Raw genomic sequence first — 20,363 nt, 5'->3', positions numbered from 1 at the left:
CTTTTCGTCGCGATGGGGCTCGTCCTGTTGGTCGGGGCGAGCCTTTCCATCGGTGTCGCCGACCTCTGGGCCGCGGACATCGATGCGGGGCTGGTCATGGCGGTCAGCCGGGTTCCGCGGACTGTGGCGGCCGTGCTGGCCGGGGCCGGGCTGGCACTGGCGGGGGTCGTCGTTCAGTTGTCCGTCCAGAACAGGCTGGTCGAGCCCAGCCTGACCGGCACCCCCGAAGCCGCGATGCTGGGCCTTCTGGGCATCACCCTTTTCGCGCCCGGTTCCGCGCTTCTGGTAAAGATGGGCGTGGCCGCCGCGGCGGCGTTGGTCGGGACGACCGGGTTCTTCGTGCTGGCCACCCGCGTTCCTCAGCGCGATCCGATCCTGCTGCCCCTTGTCGGCCTGATCTATGGCGGCATTCTGGGGGCGGCGACGCTGTGGCTCGCCTGGGCGACGGATTTGGTGCAATACCTCGGCACCTGGACCTCGGGCGAGTTTTCGGGCGTTCTGCGTGGCCGGTACGAGGTACTATGGCTGATCGCAGGTCTTGCGGGGCTTCTGTGGCTTGTCGCGGACCGCATCACCCTTCTCAGCCTGGGGGAGTCGCATGCCCGCAGCCTTGGCCTGGACTATCGCGCCACGCGCTTGCTGGGGCTGGTCATCGTGTCGCTGGTCGTGGCGGCGGTGGTGGTCACGGTCGGCACCCTGCCCTTCGTCGGGCTTGTCGTGCCGAACATCGTCTCGCGCCTCAGGGGCGACAACCTGCGCACCAACCTGCCCTTCATCGCCGGCCTCGGCGGGGCGCTGATCCTCGCGGCCGATGTTCTGGGGCGTGTGGTCCGATACCCCTACGAGATCCCCGCGGGCACGGTCTTTTCGGTCTTCGGCGCGGCGGCCTTCCTGTGGCTTCTGAACGCCCCGAGGCGGCCTGCGCATGGTTAGGCACCGCCTTCTTTTCCTCTCGCTCGGGCTGGGATGTTTTACGCTGCTGTTCCTGGGGTGGCACTTGCGAACGCCTGTCGGCCTGATCCTGTCCCTGCGGGCCGAAAAGCTGGCCGCGCTCGTCCTTGTGGGGGCGGCCGTCGGCAACGCCACGGTCCTGTTCCAGACGGCGGCCCAGAACCGGCTGATCACCCCCGGCATCGTGGGATTCGATGCCCTGTTCGTGTTTCTGCAAACCATGCTGGTGCTGATCCTGGGCGGGGCCGGGTATTCCGGCCTGTCGCCCCTGCCGAAATTCGCGGTCGAGACCGGGTGCCTTGTCCTTGCCGCGACCGCCCTGTTCGCCGCGCTGTTGCGCAAGGGGGCCGAGGACGTTCTGCGCATGATCCTGACCGGGGTGATCCTTGGGGTGCTTCTGCGCGGGTTGTCCGGGTTCGCCCAGCGCATTCTGGAGCCGTCGGAGTTCGCGGTCGTCCAGCAGGCCAGCATCGCGTCCTTCGGCGCGGTGGACGCGCGGCTGTTGCCCATTGCCGGGGCGGCCCTTGTGATCGCGATGGCGCTGTCATGGCGGTTGTCGCCCCGGCTCGACGTGGCCGCCCTGGGGCGGACGAAGGCACAGACTCTGGGCCTGCCCTTCGACCGGACGATCCTTGCGGGGCTGTCGCTCGTCTCGGTCATGGTCGCGGTCGCCACGGCATTGGTCGGGCCGGTCACCTTCCTTGGGCTTCTGGCAGCCAACCTAGCGTACCGCCTGACGGACACGCACCGTCATGCGGTGCTGATCCCGGCGGCCGCGATGATCGGGGCGACGATCCTGATCGCCGGACAATTCGCATTCGAACGGGTGTTGGGCCTGCAATCCAGCCTTTCGGTCGTCGTCGAGTTTGCGGGCGGCCTGCTTTTCCTTGCCCTCGTCCTTCGGAGGGACCGATGACGTTCGAAACCTGCAACCTGTCCATTACCCGCGACGGGGTTCCTGTCCTGGAGGGGATCGACCTGTCTCTGCCGCCCGGCGGCATCACGGCGATCATCGGGCCTAACGGCGCGGGGAAATCGACGCTGCTTCACGCCATGGCGGGGCTTCTCTCGCCCCATGCGGGCGCGGTTCGCCTGAACGGCCGCGACCTGTCCGGCATACAACCAGGCGAACGTGCCCGGTCCCTGGCCTTGCTGACCCAGGACCAGGGGGTGACGGCGCGGCTGACGGTGGCGGACCTGATCGCCTTCGGGCGGTGGCCCCACCATCAAGGACGCCCTGGCCATGAAGATCGGGCGGCCGTCGCGGACGCGATCGAGACTTTCGATCTTGGACCCCTGGCTGCGCGGACCCTCGATGCCCTGTCCGGCGGACAACGCCAGCGCGCCTTCGTCGCGATGGCCTATGCGCAGACGACGCCATGGATTCTGCTGGATGAACCCCTCTCGGCGCTCGACCCGCGATATGCCCACGACATCATGCGCCGCCTGCACGATCTGTCCCGCACGGGGCCGGATGCGCGCAGCGTGGTGATCGTGGTCCACGACCTTGGCGTCACGGCACGGTTCGCGGATCGGGTCATCGGGTTGAAGGACGGAAAGCTGTTCGGCGCCGGGGAGACCGGCGATCTGATGACGTCGGACTGGCTGACCCGGCTTTACGACACGCCCATGGAAGTGGCCGAGGTCGGGGGGCGGAAGATCCCGTTCGCGGCGTGATCAGCCGGCCATGCGACGGAAAATCCGCCGGGCGGTGTTGGAATAGGGCGGGCTGAGCAAGCGCAGCCACGGCCCTTGCGACGCCACGAACACGGATCTTTCGTGGCTGAACTCGCGAAAGCCGCGATGGCCGTGATATGCGCCGTGGCCGCTGGTTCCGATGCCCCCGAACGGCAGGTCGTGGCTGGCCAGGTGCAGGATCGCCGCGTTCACGGCGCCCCCGCCCGAGCGTAGCCGGGACAGGGCCGCACGCGCCTCGACCCCGTCGCCGAAGACGTAGCTGGCCAATGGTGTGGTTCCGGTTTCCGCCTTCAGGACATCGTCCAGAGTGTCATAGGTCAGGACCGGAAGGATCGGTGCGAAGATTTCCTCTCGCATCAGGGCCAGATCCGGCGGCGGGTTCAGTACGACGGCCGGCGGGACGGGAATGTCGGCCTCGATCTGCCGAACGTCGACGGCGCGGCTTCGCGCCTCCTCCAGAAGTCCGGTCGCGCGTGCAACCGCGCGGTCGTCGATCATGCCGGTGAAATCCCGGGGCAGAAAGGCCTGCGCGTGCTGCAACAGCGCGTCGATCCAAGCCGCCTCGCTGCCCTTTGGGACCCAAAGGTGGTTCGGCGCGACGCAGGTCTGTCCCGCGTTCAGCCACCTGCCCCACGCGATCATTCGGCCATGCACCTGCGGGTCCGCGCCGGGAAGAGCCACAGCCGGCGAGCGGCCGCCGAGTTCCAGGGTGACAGGCGTCAGGGTCTTCGCGGCCGCCATCGCCACCTTACGCCCCGTTTCGGTCGAGCCGGTGAAGAACAGATGTCCCAGAGGCAATTCGCTGACAGCCTGCGCCACTTCGACCCCACCCGTCAGGACGATCGCTTCGTCTCCGGGAAAAACCCGTTGGATGAGGTTCACAAGCGCCTCGGCGCTATGGGGCGACCGCTCGGACGGCTTCAACAGAACCTTGTTCCCTGCGGCGATCGCCAGGATCAGAGGCATCAGGGCAAGCTGAAGGGGATAGTTCCAGGGCGACAGGATCCCGACCACGCCCTTTGGCTCGGGCCAGACTTCGGCGACCCCCGGAACCGGGCTCAGGACGCGCTCGCGCGACGCTTTGGCCCATTTCGGCAGCTTCTTGATCGTGTGTTTCAGCGCGCCTTGCAAGAAGCCCAGTTCCGCGGTCAGCGTCTCGACCTCGGCCCGGGGGGAGAAGTCGCGATTTACGGCCGAGACCAGATCCTCGCGCCCCTCGGCCATCGCTTGCCCCAGGGCCCGAAGACGGGCCACCCGCTGCTTCACCGGCGGCACGGCCTCCAACGAGAACGCACCGGTCAGGCGAGCATGTGCGACGTCGACCTCCCGGGTCATCCGACGTCGTAGGTCCGGCCGCGCCAGACCGCGCGCTGCCCCTTCCGGGCGCTGCGCAAGGCGGACCACTGGATCCAGAGGGTGACGCCGACGCCGACAGGATGAAGAAGCACGGACACGGGATGCTGTCGGACCTTCCAGGCCAGCAGGATGCGCGCCGCGAATACGAACATGATCGCCAGAAGGGCGAACTGAGCCGCGGCCGATGCGCCCGAAAGCCACGCCAACGCGAGGACGAGAAACGGCAGGATATGCCCCCCGCCCAGCAGAACGGTCCAGACCGGCAAGGCAGAGGGCGTCGCCATCCCCTCGGTCGCGTTCTTGGTGAAGCCTTGCCAGATGTCGGCCCAGTTGTCGTACATCCGAACCTTCGCCAGCGGTGTTGCGTCAAGGATGTCAGTCCTTCCGCCCGTTTTGCGCACGTTGCGCGGCAGGTTCAGTCCGTCATGCATCCGGTTGCGGAACGCCTCGTGTCCGCCGCTTTCTTCATAGGCCGTGCGTTCTACCAGCATGAGCTGCCCGCATCCCGCCGCGAAGCCCAGCGCGTTGGACATCCGGGCCATGGGGAACGGCAGGTACCCCAGAAGCAGGACCAGAATCTGGGGAATGGCGATAATTTCGGGCAGGGTCCGGGTGATCTGGTGGGGAAACCCCGACACGAGCGACAGGTTGTGCGCATCCAGATAGCCGGACATCCGCACCACGGCATCGGGCTGAAGCCGCACATCCGCATCGACGAACAGAAGCCGCGGGTGCCGGGCCGCGAGGGCCAGCTGGTGGCACGCATGCTGCTTGCCGTTCCACCCCGGTGGAAGCTCAACCCCCCGGATCAGACGCACGCGCGGATCGTTCGCGGCGATCCGGCTGACGACGCTGTCCGTCCCATCTGTCGAGCCATCGTCGCAGACGACCACCTCGATCTGGGCATCTTTCTGAGCAAGGGCGGCCGTCAAGGCAGCCTCGATATTGCTCACCTCGTCCCGCGCGGGGATCAAGATCGAGACGGGGTGCCGGGCTGACCCAACTTTTGCAGGCGGGGCCCGAAAAACCAACAGGTTGACCAAAGTCACACCCGTATAAAGCGCGGCCAGTCCCAGGCTGAGAACGGCGAGGATATAAAGCAGGGCGTCCATTTGACCTCAATGCGTGATGTGATCGGGATCGTAGCGCCGTCCTTCGACGAAAGCACGCAATCGCGACCATCCGCCGTAGATCCCCCCGACGCCGCGCGCTCCGCCCAGGATCGTGTCGAACTCGGCGGGATCACGCGCCATCGCAGCTTCGGCCAAGCGATCCTGCGCTGCGGTCAGGCCATCCTCCAACGCGTCTTGCCAGTCCCTTGCGTTGCCCGAAGGGTCCACGGGTCGCCCGAAATGGCACAGCGCTTCGGGGCGTTTTTCCGACCAGAAGGGATATTCCATCGCCAAGGGAATCGCACAGGCGTCGGGCACGCGGGCCATCAGATGGGCAAGGCCCGTCCTCAAGGTCACCGGACGCTCCCTCGGGTCGGCGAAGCGGCCTTGGGCGGTCATCCAGATGCAGCGGTCGGGCTTGGACAACACATGCGTGCCGACCCTGAGGAACCGCGCCGCCCCCGCCCGCGTGCCGGGATCGACCCCGAAGATCCCGATCCGTTTCATGAACCGGTATTTCTCCAGTGCGTCGGCCTCCATCGGTCCGTAACCTTCTCGGTCCGGAAGCAGAAGTGTCTGCAGCACCATGTAGAAGGCGGGATCCCACCACCCCGGATGGTTGGAATAGAAGACAATCGGACGGCCCTCGGGGATGTCCGGAAGACCGGGTTTCAGGACACGGACCGCGCGAAATCCCCGACTCATCTGCCGTTTCATCACCCCGGCGAAGAACCTGCACATCCCGGGAGAGCGCAAGGTCGTCGGATCATCGGGGACGGCCAACGCCTTACTCCGCGACCATGGGGGCGTTGCGCGTCGCATCCTGGTGCAGGCTGTCGGCTGCGATCCATCCCGACATCAGTGCCATGGGCATGCCCGCCCCGGGATGCGCGCTGCCGCCGGCCAGGTACAGGTCGCGCACTTCGCGCGACCGGTTGCCCGGCTTGAAGGCACCGTTCACCCGACCATGGCTAACCAGCCCGTAGATCGCCCCGTCCAAGACGCGATAGCGGTCGTGGATGTCTTGTGGCGTGAGGCTACGCTCGACAACGATACGGTCCTGCAGATCCTCCATACCCGCCGCACGAGAGAGTTTGTCCATGATCTTCGCCCGCTCGGCCGGCAGCATCTGCGACCAGTCCTGCCCGGGCCGCAGGTGGGGCGTGTGGACCAGGATATACAGCGCCTCGCCCCCGGCTGGCGCGACGCCGGGCTCGGTACGGGACGGTGCCGCGATATAGGCGGTCGGGTCGGGCGCGGGGACGCCATCGTCGTAGATTGCCTTGAACTCTTCCGCCGGGTCGCGGGAAAAGACGAAATTGTGATGCGCCAGATGCTCGTAGGCGCGATCGAGACCCAGATACAGGACAATCCCCGAGCAGGCAGCCTCGCGGTTCTTGTAACCAAAACCCTGCCAGGCCTTGCCGCCGACCAGCTCGCGATAGGTGCGCACGGAGTCCATGTTCGACACCACCTTGTCGAACCGCAGACGCTCTCCATTGGCGACGACGGCGACGGCATGGCCGTTCTCGACCTCGATCTTCGAGACGTCGACGCCGGTGCGATAGTCCACGCCCAGCTCCTCGCCCAGGCGGGTCAGGGCGGTCGGCACGGCGCGGGTTCCGCCCATCGGATACCAGACCCCCTCGTCCTGCTGCATCTGGGCGATGCCGCACAGAACGGCCGGCGATGCCAGCGGGCTGCTGCCGATATACTGGATGAAGTGCTCCAGCATCTGCTGCACCCGTTTGTCCTTCACGTCCCGCTTGATCTGACCGGCGACGGTCCGGTGCATGCGCAGTGCCATCACGTCCGACAACGTGGTCAGATTCATGTTGGCCTTCAGGTTCATCGTATCGCGGATGTCCTCGACCGACTTCCAGAAGAAGAACCGGTCGGACACATCCGACAGGCGGTCGGCGACCTCCATGAAGCGCTGGAACCCCTGTTCGTCTCCGGCCGACAGCTTGCCGATCTCGCGCGCGGCTTCCTTCGGATCGTTGCGTAAATCCAGCACGGTGCCATCGTCGTAGAAACACCGCCATTGCGGGTCGAGCCTGCGCAAGTCCAGATAGTCGGACATGTCGCGCCCGGCCTCGGCAAAGACCCGTTCCAGCACGCGCGGCATGGTCAGGATGGTGGGCCCCATGTCGAAACGGAAGCCGTCTTCCTTCAGCTCGGCCGCCTTCCCGCCAAGCCAGTTGTTCTTCTCCAGCACCGTCACGTCATGACCGCGCGCGGCCAGCGTCGCCGCAGCCGCCAGCCCGCCAAGGCCCCCTCCGATGATTGCGACAGAGCTCATTCCGCAGCCTCCTTGTAGGTCGGCGCGCTTGCGGCCCCGCCGGGATAGTCGAGGCCCAGATCATCTGCCGCAAGCCGTGCGGCGATCTTGGCGCTTTCGAAAATGGTGGGCAAGCCGCTTCCGGGATGCGTCCCGCCGCCGGTCAGATATACGCCGTCGACGTCCTCGAACCGATTGCGCGGACGCCAGTGCAGCATCTGCCCCAGATTATGGGCCAGGTTGAACGTGGCGCCTCGATAGATGCCCATCGACTCCCAGTCCGCGGGTGTGATCATCCGTTCGGTGCGGATCCGCGGCCGGATGTCGTGCCCGGTCAGACGCGACAGGCGGTCGAGGATCTTCTCGCGATAGACCGGTCCCAGCGTCTCCCAATCCTCGCCGCCCGAGAGGTTGCCGGTGGGCACAAGGACGTAAAGGGTCGAATGCCCCTCGGGGGCCAAGGTCGGATCGGTGACGGAAGCGTTTTGCACATAGATCGTCGGTTCCTTCGGGGCTTTCCCGGCGTCGATCTCGCGAATGTTCTCCAGGTAATCCTCGGACAGGAAGATCGTGTGATGGTGCATATCGTCGTACCGCCCCTCGATCCCCAGATACAGCATGAAGGTCGAGCACGAGAATTTCTTGGCCGCGATCTTCTTGTCCGTCCACCGCTTGCGGCGCTTGTCGGGGATCAGCTTGGGGATGGTCGACGAGAAATCGCCGTTCACCACAACCGCATCGCACGGGATCGTCCGGGCGGGCGTGCGCACCGATTTCGCTTGCCGGCCGTCGAACTCGATCTCTTCCGCGCCTTCGTCCAACAGGATCTTCACGCCGGCCTCGCGGGCGACACGCGCCATCGCCTGCGGGATCGCATTGCAGCCCCCCACCGGATGATAAACGCCGAACCCGTATTCGACATGCGCCACGATGGTGAACAGCGACGGGCATTTGAACGGGCTCATCCCGAGGTACTTGGACTGGAAGCTGAACGCCAGCCGCAGGTCCGGGTGCTTGAACCACCGTTTCAGGTCCTGATCGACCGTAAGATACGGGCGAAACAGTGGAAAGGCCTTGAGCATGTCTGACCGGAAAAGGTCGCGCATGCCGTTGAAGGGACGTTGCAGAATGGGCTTGAAGACCTCGAACTTGGCGGTGTTCTCGGTCAGGTACTTGTGGACGTTCGGGGCGTCTTCGGGGCTGATCCGCGCGGCCTCGGCGGTCAGACGCTCGACATCGGGCGTGGCGTTGAACGTGTTGCCGTCGTCGAATTGCAGACGGTACATCGGGTCCAGGCGCTTCAACTCGACCTCGTCGTCAAGGGATCGCCCGCACGCCTCGAAGATTTCGCGCAGCACCTGGGGGTAAAGGTAGAAGGTCGGTCCGTAGTCGAAGGTGAACCCGTCCTGCGTGAAGCTGGCGGTCCGTCCGCCGACACGGTCGCTTTTCTCGACCACCGTCACCTCTGCCCCTGCCGCTCGCAGCAGCATGGCTGTGGCCAGTCCGCCGGGACCGGCCCCGACGACGACGACGTGTCGCGCCCCTGACGGCACACCCTCGAAGGCGGTATCGATGGCGTTCATTGATAGTACCTCATGTTCAGCGTAATTCGACCGTCCCCCCGCACCCGAACTGCGGCGTCGGGAAACCGGGGCGGTCCGAACCGCATGGGCGCATCGTTCGAAAAGGCCAACCCCTCGAATGGACGCAGGCCGCGCCGGTTCAACTTTTGGTCCGAGTTCTCGTCGTGATAAGCTTGGACGGCATAGATACCATCCGGAACATCGTCGACAGTGACTTGTGCCGACGTGGCGGGGACGGATGCGGTATACGGACAGGATGGTTTGGTGAACGAGTCCTCGGGGCAAACGGCGACACGGACCGAACCCCGGTCCGACCGCAGCCCCTCGATCGACACAGTGATGTCCCCCGCCATCCCTGCGGCGGGCGCGGCCATGGCGGACATGACGATGATCGTTGGCAAGAGATGCATTCGAAGACCTTCTCTGGATCAAAGCGGAGTTTAGGTCCATTCATGCGACTGTCACGTTGAGGAGGAAGAGTTGTCGCGCATGACGCTTACGGAAACACGGGAGGCCGAGATCGACAACAGGGTGCACCGTGCGCAGCGTATCGCCGAGCTCGACAGCGCCGCTGGGGCCGAGAACTTTCCCGTCGCCTCCAGATTGCTACCGGCCCGGCACAGAAAGCGTGTGATCGCCTTCTATCGGTATGCCAGATATGCCGATGACATCGCCGACACCCCGCGTGCGCAAAGGGCAGAACAGCTGGCCCAGCTCGACCGGTTGGAAGAGGCTTTGGTTGGCCGCGACGGCCCCGGTGTGGGGATGGACCTGTTCCGCGCGCTTGGTGAAGGACGCGCCGATTGCGACAAAATGGCGCTGGACGCCGCGCGGCAGCTGCTGGTCGCCTTTCGCCGCGACGTGGACGGGACGCGTTGCGCGGACTGGGCCGACCTCATGTCGTATTGCGACCACTCGGCCGCACCGGTGGGGCGGTTCCTGCTTGCCATTCACGGGGAAGACTCGCGCACCTACCCGCCGTCGGATGCGCTTTGCGCCGTGCTGCAGGTCCTGAACCACTGCCAGGACATTTCGTCGGATTGGCAGAACCTTGGCCGGCGATACCTGCCGGGCGACTGGATGCAGGAGGAAGGGGCGGACGATCACAACCTAAGCCGATCACGGATGCCGCCCCCGCTGCAAAGAGTCCTCGAACGGACTTTACAGTCCTGCGACGCCCTTCTGGACCGTGCCGCCCCCCTGCCCCGCCTGATCTCGGCGCGCGGTTTGCGGGCCCAGGCGGGCGCGACCCTGTTTCTGGCGCGAAGGCTGCGGGCGCGCTTGCACGGCGCCGATCCCTTGGCGCGGCGCGTGGCGCTGCAAAGACCGGACTTCCTCAGGGCCGGGATCGTCGGGCTGTGGTCGGCCCGATGAATTTTGCCGCCGCCAGCACAGAGGACGCGGATGCGGCCGTGACGCGGCAGATCGTATCCCGGTCCAAGTCGAGTTTTACAGCCGGAATGCGTATCCTGCCTGAGCGGCGCAGACGCGCGATCTATGCTGTCTACGCCTTGTGTCGCGCGGTCGACGACATCGCCGACGGGGACGCCCCGGGCGCAGACTCCCCTGCGGACCGGGCCCGGCTGCTGGACCGCTGGGAGGAAGAGATCAATCGCACTTCCGCAGGCCGGCCCGAAACCGCCATCGGCGCCGAGATTGCGCGGGCGCGGGAACATATCGATTTGCCCGAAGGCGAATTCCACCTGATCCTCGAGGGAATGCGCATGGACGCGGCGGCGATCATCGCGCCCAGGTCCGACCGCCTGGAGGCCTACATTCGCCGGGTTGCCGGGGCAGTCGGCATCTTGTCCATGAAATGCTTCGGCGCGTGGTGCGGCCCGCCGTCCAAGGATTTCGCCCTGAACCTAGCCACGGGTCTTCAACTGGTTAACATTCTGCGCGATGTGGAAACGGATGCCCGCATGGGGCGCCTTTATATCCCGGCGCATATCCTCGATACCGCTGGCATGCCCCACGATCCGCACGGCGCGGCATCACATCCGAACCTGCCGGCCGCCCGCGAAGCGCTGGGCCGCGATGCCCGTACGGCCTTCGATGCCGCGAAGGCCCGGATCGGCGCCCACCGGCGATTGCCGCTGGTTCCCGCGCTGATGATGCTGGGTCCGTACGAGCGCCTCCTGCTACGCTGGTCGGACGACTGGACCCGCCCCCCACCGCGACGTTCCGGGTGGGGGAAGGCCCGGGACGGCCTGTCGACCATCGCCCGGACATTCTGATGGGGCGCGTCTTCGTTCTGGGGGCCGGGCTGGCCGGACTGGTCGCGGCCGAAAGGCTGAGCGCGGAAGGCCGCGAGGTCGTCTTGATCGAGGCAACCCCAAAAGCGGGCGGCCGGTGTCGATCCTATCGCGACGAACGGCTTGGCCGAACGATCGACAACGGCAACCACCTGGTCCTGTCGTGCAATACCGCCGTTCTGGACTGGGCGCGCCGGATCGGAGGGGACTGGGCGTTGACCATGGGGCAAGCGGACTTCCCCTTCATCGACCTTGCCGCCGACCGCCGCTGGAGGGTCGAACTGCCGCCGGGACCGTTCGGTGCATTGTCCGCGCGGGCGCGCCCGCCCGGCGTGGCCCTCGGCGCATTGGCGGCCGATATGGCCCGGCTCATCACGTCCGGTCCCCGTCGGACGGTCGCGGAAGTCTCGCGATCTGACACGCTGCGGGACCTGTTCTGGGACCCGATGTGCCGCGCCATCCTGAACGAACCGCCGGAAACCGGCAGTGCCGCCCTGTTGCGCGCAGCGATCATGCGCAGCTTTGCCCGCGGCAGCCGTTCAGCTCAGCCCGTGTTCGCGCCGGACGGCCTTGGCCCCGCATTGATCGACCCCGCGCTTCGGCTTCTGGGTCGACGCGGCATCGTTCCACGGTATCGGGAACCTGTTTCGACGCTGTCCGGCCGCTCGCGTCTTGAAGTCATCAAGACCACGCAGGATCGGATCGATATTGGCGAAGGCGATGTGGCGATCCTGGCCGTTCCGGTGCGACAGGCCGCGTCCCTTCTGCCGCATCTTCAGTTTCCACCGCCCGGTCGCACCATTCTGAACGCCCATTTCCTGTGTCCGGACAATGGCCTGCCCCCCTTGCTCGGGGTCGTCGGCGGCGCGACGCATTGGCTGTTCCGACGCGGGGACGTGGTGTCCGTGACGGTTTCGGCGGAAGAAGCCTCGTCCCTGTCTTCCCTACCGCGCTATGAGGCGCTGTCGCTTCTCTGGGCGGATGTCGCGCGGGCCATCGCGTCCTACGGCGGCACGGTTCCACCCGCGATGCCTGCCTCGCGACTGCTGCGTGAGAAGGCCGCGACCTTCGACCAATCGCCAGCCGGCGCGGCACTGCGCCCGCCCTCACGCACCGCCTGGCCGAACCTCTTCCTCGCCGGCGACTTCGTCAGAACCGGACTTCCAGCCACCCTCGAAGGCGCGGTCCAATCCGGCCTCCGGGCCGCCGGTCACGTCCTGCGCACGCCTTAAGCGCCCCGTCCAGGCGCCATAGATGATCGGATTCCGCGCCACGAAGTCCAGCAGCAATCCCCCCGGTGCAATTCGACGCCCTGAGACGACGGACACGTGGCACGCGATCACCCCATAGACCGCCCCAGCGAGATTGGCGATAATGTCTGTCATCGTGTCCATATTACCCTCAGCCTGGGTGTTGAGGCCGAAAAGCTGGTCCAGGCTGAACTCCAGGATCTCCCACATCGCCCCGACCATCATCGAGAATCCGAAGGCCAGGATGGACAGGATCCACACCTGGGTGCGCGGCGCTCCGCCCGCGGTGATCAACATCACGATCCCGAACCCCACCGCGGACAGTGCCGATCCGCTGACCACGTGAAGCAAGATGTCCAGGATCGGCACAGCCTCGTACCCGTCCGCGAATTCTCCCATGAGGAACGCCACGAAACAGTAAGCCGTGACCCATCCTACAAGACGCCGGGGAAACTGCAGCCCGGAAACCGCGGAAAACAGCGGAAGCAGAAGTCCAAATCCAAAGCAGACAACCAGAAGGCCGAACACCTTGGTCGAGATCGCAAGGCCGAAGGCTGCGGCCACGGCCATTGCAATCAACGCCAGGACCGGGCGGAATCTGTTGCTCATGCAGCCTCGTGCATTGTCATGGTGTCCAAGTTGGTTCCACCGCCGGCCGTTCGGTGACCTCGGTGATTGTTTCGGCCTGAAACATGCACGAAATCGCGGTTTCCTGGAACTTTTAAAGTTTCCTTAGCACCTCCCGGTAAGACTGGGCCGAAATTCGTGCAGATCAGGAGTCCGCTGCCGTGTTCAGACGAAACGCACCGAAGCTTCCCAAGGACGATTGTCCGGAAATCCTGCAATCTATCGGGCGCAGCCATATCCTGGTCAAGATCGACGCCGCAGGAAAGGTCATTCACGTCAATCCAGCCTTCTCGAAGATTACGGGCCGCCGGTCGGACGAGGTGGTAGGCCACCCCCTTGCAGCGATGCTCAGACCGATGGACAAGCGGGCGACCTGGGTCGAGCAGATTCATGCCTCGCTCAGCAATGGCGAAGATACGTCTCGGATCTTCCCGGTTATCTCTGCCAAAGGGCAAGAACTTTGGCTGTCGGGTCATTTCTCGCATATCGGGTCCGAGGCAAGCGGTCAGGAAGAGATCCTTCTGATTGCGCGCGATATCACGGAAAACCATATACGGCGGCGCGATAACCGCGGACAGGTTGACGCTATCCATCGGTCCATGGCGGTCGTCGAATTCGACCTGGACGGCACCGTGACCGACGCGAACGAGCGCTTCTGCACGACCTTGGGGTACACCCGAGAAGAACTGATCGGCAAACCTCATGGCATATTCGTTCCGGAAAGTGAGAAAAAGTCCCCGGAATACACCCAGTTCTGGGCCCGTCTCGAGAAAGGCTCGTCCGAAAGCGGTCTGGTCCGACGGGTGGCGAAAGGGGGCGACGATCTGTGGCTGGAGGCCACGTACGAAACGCTGAAGGATGGCGACGATCGTCCGTTCAAGGTGGTGAAATACGCCTTCGACGTAACAGCGGTGAAAAATTCCGAGGCGGAATCGAAAGCTTTGATCGAAGCGATCCGGAACGTGCAGGCCTATATCGAGTTCACCCCGGCCGGGGAAATCGTCTCTGTCAACGATTTGTTCTGCCAGACATTCGGATATACCCGGTCCGAACTGATCGGACAAAACCACAAGATGCTTGTCGAACCCGGCGAGGTCGCCAGTTCGGCCTACGCGGAATTCTGGTCCGATCTTGCAAGCGGGGTCGTCAAGGACGGAAACTTCACCCGACTAGGGAAAGACGGCAACCGGGTCCACGTCCGTGGCAGTTACAATCCGATCAGGAATGCGTCGGGCAAGATCGAGAAAATCATCAAGATCGCGGTGGATGCAACGACGTTCCATACCACCGCTCTGGTAATGAGCGACGGACTGGAGCGTTTCGCCAAGGGCGATCTGGATATCGAGCTTACGACCGACCTGGGCGAGCTCGACCCGATCCGCCGGAATTTCAACGGAGCCTTGGCGCAAGTGCGCGGCGTGCTCGGAAACGTATCCGAAAAAACGGTCGATGCACGCTCCGAAGCGGCCTCGATCACGGCGGCAACGAACCAGCTTGCACGCCGGACTGAAAAACAGGCCGCCACCTTGGAAGAAACCGCTGCCGCACTGGATGAGCTTACCTCCTCGGTCCACGAATCGGCAGAATATGCCCGGGAAGCGCGCAAAATGGCGTCGGGCGCGGCCGACATAACGGGTCGGTCCGAGAAGGTCGTCCAGTCCGCAATGTCAGCGATGGACGCTATTTCGGAATCTTCAACGCGGATTTCGTCTATCACTTCGACCATCGATGACATCTCCTTCCAGACCAACCTGCTGGCCCTTAACGCCGGTGTCGAAGCAGCGCGGGCTGGGGACGCGGGACGAGGATTTGCGGTGGTAGCCTCGGAAGTCCGGGCTTTGGCCGTGCGGTCATCTGAAGCGGCCCGCGAGATTGCCGGCTTGATCACCATGTCCGGGGACCGTGTCAAACAAGGGGTGGAGCTCGTCCGGGAAACCGGTGCGGCTTTGCAGGCAATCGACGAGCAGGTGCGAACGATCCGCGACCGGATCGAGCAGATCGCCGGGGCTTCCGAGGATCAGGCCAACCAGATCAAGGGCATGAACGAATCCGTCAGCAGCCTCGACCAAGTGACGCAGCGCAACGCCGCCATGGCTGAGGAGACCTCGGCCGCGGTCGAAACGCTGGAAGGGCTCGTGGAGCGTATTGGAGAAGAGCTGGCCTTCTTCCGCAGCGGGACCGCGGTGAGCAGCCCCACCCCGAAAGAGACGGAGTTCCGGCAAGCAAGCTGACACCAAAAGGCGGAAGGGTCGGTCACCCGGGCCCTTGCTTATTCCGATAGTTTAAGTCAGTCATTCTTCAGCCCCGCGCTTACCAAAGCGTTTGCTTGAAGAGGATGACGAAACCATGAGAATACTGACCACAACCGCCCTTTGCGCCGTGATTGCCGGGCCCGCTTTCGCGGTCGAGGAACAGGACGTTCTGGCAACCTACGCAGATATCGCAGCGGCGGGCTACGGCGACAGCCTGAAGACGGCGGGCGCGCTGCAAGGCGCCGTGCAAGAGTTCCTGGCCGCCCCCTCGGCAGAGGGGCTGGAAGCGGCCCGGCACGCATGGCTGGCGGCCCGGGTGCCGTATCAGCAGACCGAAGTCTTCCGTTTCGGCAACCCCATGGTCGACGATTGGGAAGGCAAGGTGAACGCCTGGCCGCTGGACGAGGGGCTGATCGACTACGTGGTGGCCGAAGGCACCGCCCCCATGGCGGGGTACGACGAAAATCCGGCATCCAACCTCAACGTCGTTGCGAATGACAGCTTCGACATTTCTGGCGAGGCTGTAGATGCGACGGAAATCACGCCTGTCCTTCTCGAGGAGACCTTGCACGAGGCCGGTGGCGCGGAGGCGAACGTCGCGACAGGGTATCACGCGATCGAGTTCCTGCTTTGGGGTCAGGATATCGGGGCTTATGACGCCACCGCCGGACAGCGTCCTTGGACCGATTACGACACGGGCAATGCCTGTACGAACGGAAATTGCGACAGGCGGGCCGTATACCTGAAAGCCGCAACCGACCTTCTGGTGTCCGACCTGGAATTCATGGCCAATGCGTGGGCCGAAGGTGGCGACGCACGGAACTCGGTTCTCGAGGATCCAAACGGTCTCTCGCGGATTCTGACCGGAATGGGCAGCCTGTCCTACGGGGAGCAGGCCGGCGAACGGATGCAGCTTGGCCTTCTTCTGAACGACCCCGAGGAAGAGCATTCGTGTTTTGCCGATAACACTCATAACGACCATTTCTACGATGCGCTGGGCATCCGGAACGTGTTCGCCGGAGAGTATGTCGGCGTGGACGGCACCGTGACGCAAGGGGCGTCCCTGCAGGATCTGCTGAACGAGGCAGCGCCGTCCGTCGCCGACGCATTGTCCGACGCCTTGGACCGGACCATGCTCGAGATGACGCAGATGAAACTGGCGGCCGAATCCGGGTTTCATTACGACATGATGCTCGACCCCGGCAACGAAGCGGGCGGTGCACTGATCCAGGCCGCGATCGACGGGCTTGTCGCACAGACCCGCGAAATCGAGCGGGCAGTCGTCGCGCTGGGTGCCGATCAGATCGCATTCGAGGGATCGGACAGCCTCGACAATCCGGATGCCGTGTTCGAATGACGTCCAGCTGCTTGGCAGCGACGGAAACAGCATCGACGTTGCGCGGCGGACCACATCTCCGCCGCGCAATCGTCGAACCGGAGGCCATGCCTTGAACTATGGCGCGATCATGTTGTCGACCGCCCTCGTCGCGGGGGTTGCACTGGCTCAGTCCCCCGCGGACCGACTTTCCCTGAAAGAGCCCCATCTTGCTGTCGTGCCGCGAAGTGGGGCGGAAGCGGCGAGAATTCAGGCAGTCACCGCCCCACCCTCGGATTTCGGAACAGCCCAGCCCTTCGAAGCTAACCAGGGTGGCGCGGGAACCGTGAGACGTCGCGACGACGGTCAAGCGTTCAGCCTGCCCCAGAACGACCTGACCTTCGAGCAGCAGAGCGACTTCGCGGTCGGGAACGGCTTGTTCGAGCGTCTTTGGGTCACGGCCCCATCTTCCACCATCGCGTCCGATGGTTTGGGCCCGATGTTCAACACCCGGTCCTGCCAGGATTGCCATATCAAGGACGGTCGGGGACATGCCCCGCAGGGCCCCGGTGACGATGCAGGATCCCTGGTTGTGCGACTCGGCCTCCCCCTCAGGGACGATCCAACCGCTGCGAACGATCTTGACCTGTATCTGGGCGCGCACCCCGACCCCGTCTATGGCCACCAGTTTTCCGACAACTCGGTTCCGGGTACGGCATCCGAAGGGAAGGTCAGCGTGACCTGGGCGCATGCCGATGCGGTTGCGCTTCCGGGCGACGAACGCGTATCGCTTCGCCGGCCCGAATGGAGTCTGGATGATCTGGGATACGGTCCGCTGGACCCGCGCACACGGATAAGCCCGCGTGTGGCGCCACAAATGATCGGGCTTGGCCTGATCGAGGCAATTCCCACCGCCGACATCCTGTCCCATGCCGACCCGGACGACCTGGACGGCGACGGGGTTTCCGGACGCGCCCACGTGGTGTGGTCGCCGGAGTACGAACGTCCGATGCTGGGGCGCTTCGGAGTGCGCGCCACGACACCGACGCTGCGCCAGCAGGCTGCCGATGCATTCAACGCCGATATCGGCATCGCCTCTCCCTTGCGCCGCGATCCCGCTGGCGATTGCACGGAAGCGCAAGTCGCCTGTCGTGCCGGGCCGCACGGCCTGGACCCCGAGCAAGGCGGCTTTGAGGTATCTGACGAAAGCCTCGACTTGGTGACGTTCTATACCGGCCGCCTCGGCGTGCCCCGTCGCGCCCGGGTCGACGATCCCGAGGTCCTGCGTGGCAAGCAGGTCTTCCACGCGGCCCGATGCACGGCCTGCCATGTCCCTACCTTCGTGACTCACCGTCTCGAGGACCGCCCCGAACACAGCTTCCAACTTATCTGGCCCTATTCAGATTTTTTACTTCACGACATGGGGCCCGGACTGGCTGACGGATTGCCGGCCGGTCAGGCCACGGGGTCGGAATGGCGCACCCCTCCGCTTTGGGGGATTGGCTTGACCGAGGAAACATCCGGGCATCGGCAGTTCCTGCACGACGGACGTGCCAGATCCCTGACGGAAGCTATCTTGTGGCACGGAGGCGAAGCGCAGGCGGCCCGGGATCGGTTTGCGTCGCTTTCTGCGGATGATCGTGCCGCCATTCTTGCCTTTCTGGAGTCGCTATGACCCTCCGTTCCGCCCTTACCGCCGCAGCAATCGCGGTCGCCTCGCCGGGGATCGCCGATGTCGACACGGCGCTGGATCAGCATGTCCTGCCCACGATGGACAAGCTTGCCCAGACAACACAGACGTTGGCCGAGACGCCTTGTGCTCCGGAAGACCTGCGCCCGGCCTTCCGAGAGGCGGCGCTTGCCTGGGCGGCGGCCTCCCACCTTTCCCTGGGCCCGGCGGAGGAGGACGGTCGCGCAAAGGCGATCCTGTTCTGGCCGGACGATCGCAATTCAACCGGGCGTGGCATTCGCCTTTTGGCGCAGCAGGGGGAAGAGGCCTGGACCCCGGAAGCCATTCAGCGCGCATCCGTCGCGGGGCGCGGGCTTGGTGCCCTGGAGCGTCTCATCTGGGAGCGTGACGCCGTGCCGTGCGCTCTGACATTGGCCTTGGCCGATGATCTGGCAGGGACGGCGACCGCGATCAGGGACGGCTGGTCCAAAGGCTTCGCAGACCTGATGCGCGATCCCGGCGGCCCCGGAAACACACGGTTTTTGACGGAACAGGAATCCGAAGCTGCGCTTTACACCGCGCTTCTGACCGACATGGAACACGCCGCCGATCAAAGACTTGGCCGGCCGATGGGGACATTCGACGACCCTCGTCCCGCCCGCGCCGAGTTGGGCCGGTCCGGGCTGTCCATGGAAATGGTGCGCGCCGCGCTTTCGTCGCTCCGCGACCTCGCGGTCACCTTGGCGGACGCCCCGGAGACCAAGGCGTCCCTCGACCGGGCCGTCGAGATGGCACGCGACCTGCCGGATCACGCACTGCAAAACACGGACGACGTGCAGACGAGGTTCGAGGTTGAAGCCCTTCAGACCGCCATCCGCACCGCGCGCGACACGGCCAGTGCCGAGATCGGCGGAGCCCTTGGCGTTCCCATGGGCTTCAATTCCGCGGATGGCGACTGATGCTGTCGCGCCGCCGCTTCCTTGCCACGACCGGGGCCGCCGCGGCCCTTCCAGTTCCCACATGGGCCGACGCAGGCACGCCCAGCTTTCTTGCCGCCGCGCGTGAGCCATCCGGCACCTACGCCCTGTTCGGCCTGACCGTCGATGGACAGATCGCCTTTCGCGTCGGCCTGCCCGATCGCGGCCATGCAGCCGCCGCGCATCCGTCCCGCCCAGAGGCCGTCGCATTTGCCCGCAGACCGGGAACCTTCGCGGTGGTTCTCGATTGCGCGACCGGCAGCGTCCTGCACGAGCTTCGATCGCCCGAGGGTCGGCATTTCTATGGCCACGGCGCCTTTATCGACGGCGGCCGGATCCTTGCAACGACCGAGAATGCTTTCGAGACCGGCGAAGGGCGTATCGGCCTGTGGGACGCCGCGTCGGAATATGGGCGCATCGGGGACATCCCCTCTGGCGGGATCGGTCCGCATGAGATCATCCGCCTGCCCGACGATACGCTGGCGGTCGCGAATGGCGGGATCCGCACGCATCCCGATCACGAGCGTAAAAAGCTGAACCTCGATACGATGCGGCCCAATCTTGCGTATATCGTGGATGGCCGAGTCGTTGAGACGGTCGAGCTTGAAGACCCCAAGCTTTCGATCCGCCATATCTCGGGGCGGGCCGACTCTACCGTCGCGATGGGCCTACAGTCGCAGCGCGCCCCGTCGGAGCGGGTGCCGATGCTGGCGACCCACAGACTGGGCGACCCGGTGGCGCGAACCTTCGGCACCGGCCTTGCCCCTGCGTTCCAGGGCTATGTCGGGTCCGTCGCGTGGTCAGGGGACGGGGCGCGCATCGCGGTGACCGCCCCACGCGGCGCGCAAGCGGCCCTGTTCGAGGGGGAGGCGTTCGAGATCCTGCGCCGTCCCGACATCTGCGGTGTCGCGCCGTCCCGTCGTGGGCTGGCGTTCACCGATGGCACCGGCGGCGTTCTGACCGATAGCGGGGCGGTGAAGCACGGCGTGGCTTGGGACAACCACCTGATCGCGCTCACCCCCGCCTAACCCATCTGA

17 protein-coding genes and 1 pseudogene are annotated in these 20,363 nt (G+C 65.0%); 11 read left to right on the top strand and 7 right to left on the bottom strand.

The features are described 5' to 3' along the window. The first annotated feature begins 12 nt into the window (after positions 1–12). Genes PAA8504_RS15480 through PAA8504_RS15470 form a run of 3 tightly spaced genes read left to right on the top strand, consistent with a single transcriptional unit; the run spans position 13 to position 2,628 of the window. Positions 13–933, top strand: a complete 921-nt coding sequence (locus PAA8504_RS15480; protein ID WP_108895197.1) for an iron chelate uptake ABC transporter family permease subunit — start codon at positions 13–15, stop codon at positions 931–933. Further along, the gene (locus PAA8504_RS15475) at positions 926–1,867 is read left to right on the top strand and encodes an iron chelate uptake ABC transporter family permease subunit (RefSeq protein WP_108895101.1); all 942 of its coding nucleotides are present in this window, start codon (positions 926–928) and stop codon (positions 1,865–1,867) included. The genes PAA8504_RS15480 and PAA8504_RS15475 overlap by 8 nt, the downstream gene beginning before the upstream one ends. After that, the gene (locus PAA8504_RS15470) at positions 1,864–2,628 is read left to right on the top strand and encodes an ATP-binding cassette domain-containing protein (protein WP_108895100.1); all 765 of its coding nucleotides are present in this window, start codon (positions 1,864–1,866) and stop codon (positions 2,626–2,628) included. Before PAA8504_RS15475 ends, PAA8504_RS15470 begins: the two co-directional genes overlap by 4 nt. Here PAA8504_RS15470 and PAA8504_RS15465 read toward each other — a convergent pair whose 3' ends face one another. The 6 genes from PAA8504_RS15465 to PAA8504_RS15440 form a co-directional block, all read right to left on the bottom strand. Beyond that, the gene (locus PAA8504_RS15465) at positions 2,629–3,984 is read right to left on the bottom strand and encodes an aldehyde dehydrogenase family protein (RefSeq protein WP_108895099.1); all 1,356 of its coding nucleotides are present in this window, start codon (positions 3,982–3,984) and stop codon (positions 2,629–2,631) included. It lies immediately after the preceding gene. Beyond that, the gene (locus tag PAA8504_RS15460) at positions 3,981–5,117 is read right to left on the bottom strand and encodes a glycosyltransferase family 2 protein (protein WP_108895098.1); all 1,137 of its coding nucleotides are present in this window, start codon (positions 5,115–5,117) and stop codon (positions 3,981–3,983) included. Before PAA8504_RS15460 ends, PAA8504_RS15465 begins: the two co-directional genes overlap by 4 nt. Before the next feature lie 6 nt (positions 5,118–5,123). Then, on the bottom strand, positions 5,124–5,822 hold the full coding sequence (locus tag PAA8504_RS15455) for a lysophospholipid acyltransferase family protein (RefSeq protein ID WP_245897660.1): 699 nt from the start codon (positions 5,820–5,822) through the stop codon (positions 5,124–5,126). An 82-nt stretch (positions 5,823–5,904) separates the two neighbouring features. After that, the gene (locus PAA8504_RS15450) at positions 5,905–7,419 is read right to left on the bottom strand and encodes a phytoene desaturase family protein (protein ID WP_108895097.1); all 1,515 of its coding nucleotides are present in this window, start codon (positions 7,417–7,419) and stop codon (positions 5,905–5,907) included. Continuing rightward, positions 7,416–8,981 carry a phytoene desaturase family protein gene (locus tag PAA8504_RS15445; protein WP_181375820.1) on the bottom strand — a complete coding sequence of 522 codons (1,566 nt, stop codon included), beginning with the start codon at positions 8,979–8,981 and terminating at the stop codon, positions 7,416–7,418. The genes PAA8504_RS15450 and PAA8504_RS15445 overlap by 4 nt, the downstream gene beginning before the upstream one ends. Beyond that, on the bottom strand, positions 8,978–9,391 hold the full coding sequence (locus PAA8504_RS15440; protein ID WP_108895096.1) for a DUF2141 domain-containing protein: 414 nt from the start codon (positions 9,389–9,391) through the stop codon (positions 8,978–8,980). The genes PAA8504_RS15445 and PAA8504_RS15440 overlap by 4 nt, the downstream gene beginning before the upstream one ends. Positions 9,392–9,470: 79 nt before the next feature. On the opposite strand from PAA8504_RS15440, the gene PAA8504_RS15435 reads away from it, so the two are divergent. Genes PAA8504_RS15435 through hpnE form a run of 3 tightly spaced genes read left to right on the top strand, consistent with a single transcriptional unit; the run spans position 9,471 to position 12,468 of the window. Next, positions 9,471–10,355, top strand: a complete 885-nt coding sequence (locus tag PAA8504_RS15435; RefSeq protein ID WP_108895095.1) for a squalene/phytoene synthase family protein — start codon at positions 9,471–9,473, stop codon at positions 10,353–10,355. Next, positions 10,352–11,218 carry a squalene/phytoene synthase family protein gene (locus PAA8504_RS15430; protein ID WP_108895194.1) on the top strand — a complete coding sequence of 289 codons (867 nt, stop codon included), beginning with the start codon at positions 10,352–10,354 and terminating at the stop codon, positions 11,216–11,218. Before PAA8504_RS15435 ends, PAA8504_RS15430 begins: the two co-directional genes overlap by 4 nt. Further along, positions 11,218–12,468, top strand: a complete 1,251-nt coding sequence (hpnE, locus tag PAA8504_RS15425) for a hydroxysqualene dehydroxylase HpnE (RefSeq protein WP_108895094.1) — start codon at positions 11,218–11,220, stop codon at positions 12,466–12,468. Before PAA8504_RS15430 ends, hpnE begins: the two co-directional genes overlap by 1 nt. A gap of 111 nt (positions 12,469–12,579) precedes the next feature. On the opposite strand, the pseudogene PAA8504_RS23010 reads toward hpnE, so the two are convergent. Then, positions 12,580–13,056, bottom strand: a pseudogene (locus tag PAA8504_RS23010) (DUF2238 domain-containing protein); the annotation flags it as partial. Between the two features lie 218 nt (positions 13,057–13,274). Here PAA8504_RS23010 and PAA8504_RS15420 point away from each other — a divergent pair. From PAA8504_RS15420 to PAA8504_RS15400, 5 genes are all read left to right on the top strand, one after another. Continuing rightward, entirely contained in the window at positions 13,275–15,344 is a 2,070-nt protein-coding gene (locus PAA8504_RS15420) for a methyl-accepting chemotaxis protein (RefSeq protein ID WP_108895093.1), read from the top strand. 115 nt (positions 15,345–15,459) lie between these two features. Continuing rightward, positions 15,460–16,722: an imelysin family protein gene (locus tag PAA8504_RS15415; RefSeq protein ID WP_108895092.1), complete on the top strand. Its 1,263-nt coding sequence runs from the start codon at positions 15,460–15,462 to the stop codon at positions 16,720–16,722. Positions 16,723–16,831: 109 nt separating this feature from the next. After that, complete coding sequence (locus PAA8504_RS15410) at positions 16,832–18,355, top strand: di-heme oxidoreductase family protein (RefSeq protein WP_108895193.1); 1,524 nt, start codon at positions 16,832–16,834, stop codon at positions 18,353–18,355. Then, on the top strand, positions 18,352–19,308 hold the full coding sequence (locus PAA8504_RS15405) for an imelysin family protein (RefSeq protein WP_108895091.1): 957 nt from the start codon (positions 18,352–18,354) through the stop codon (positions 19,306–19,308). Before PAA8504_RS15410 ends, PAA8504_RS15405 begins: the two co-directional genes overlap by 4 nt. Further along, on the top strand, positions 19,308–20,354 hold the full coding sequence (locus PAA8504_RS15400) for a DUF1513 domain-containing protein (RefSeq protein ID WP_108895090.1): 1,047 nt from the start codon (positions 19,308–19,310) through the stop codon (positions 20,352–20,354). Before PAA8504_RS15405 ends, PAA8504_RS15400 begins: the two co-directional genes overlap by 1 nt. The last annotated feature ends 9 nt before the right edge of the window (positions 20,355–20,363 follow it).

It is taken from the genome of Palleronia abyssalis, from assembly GCF_900302445.1.
GTDB classification, from domain to species: domain Bacteria; phylum Pseudomonadota; class Alphaproteobacteria; order Rhodobacterales; family Rhodobacteraceae; genus Palleronia; species Palleronia abyssalis.
The sequence above is the reverse complement of the archived record's forward strand: the minus strand, read 5'-3'. Positions and strand labels throughout refer to the sequence as shown.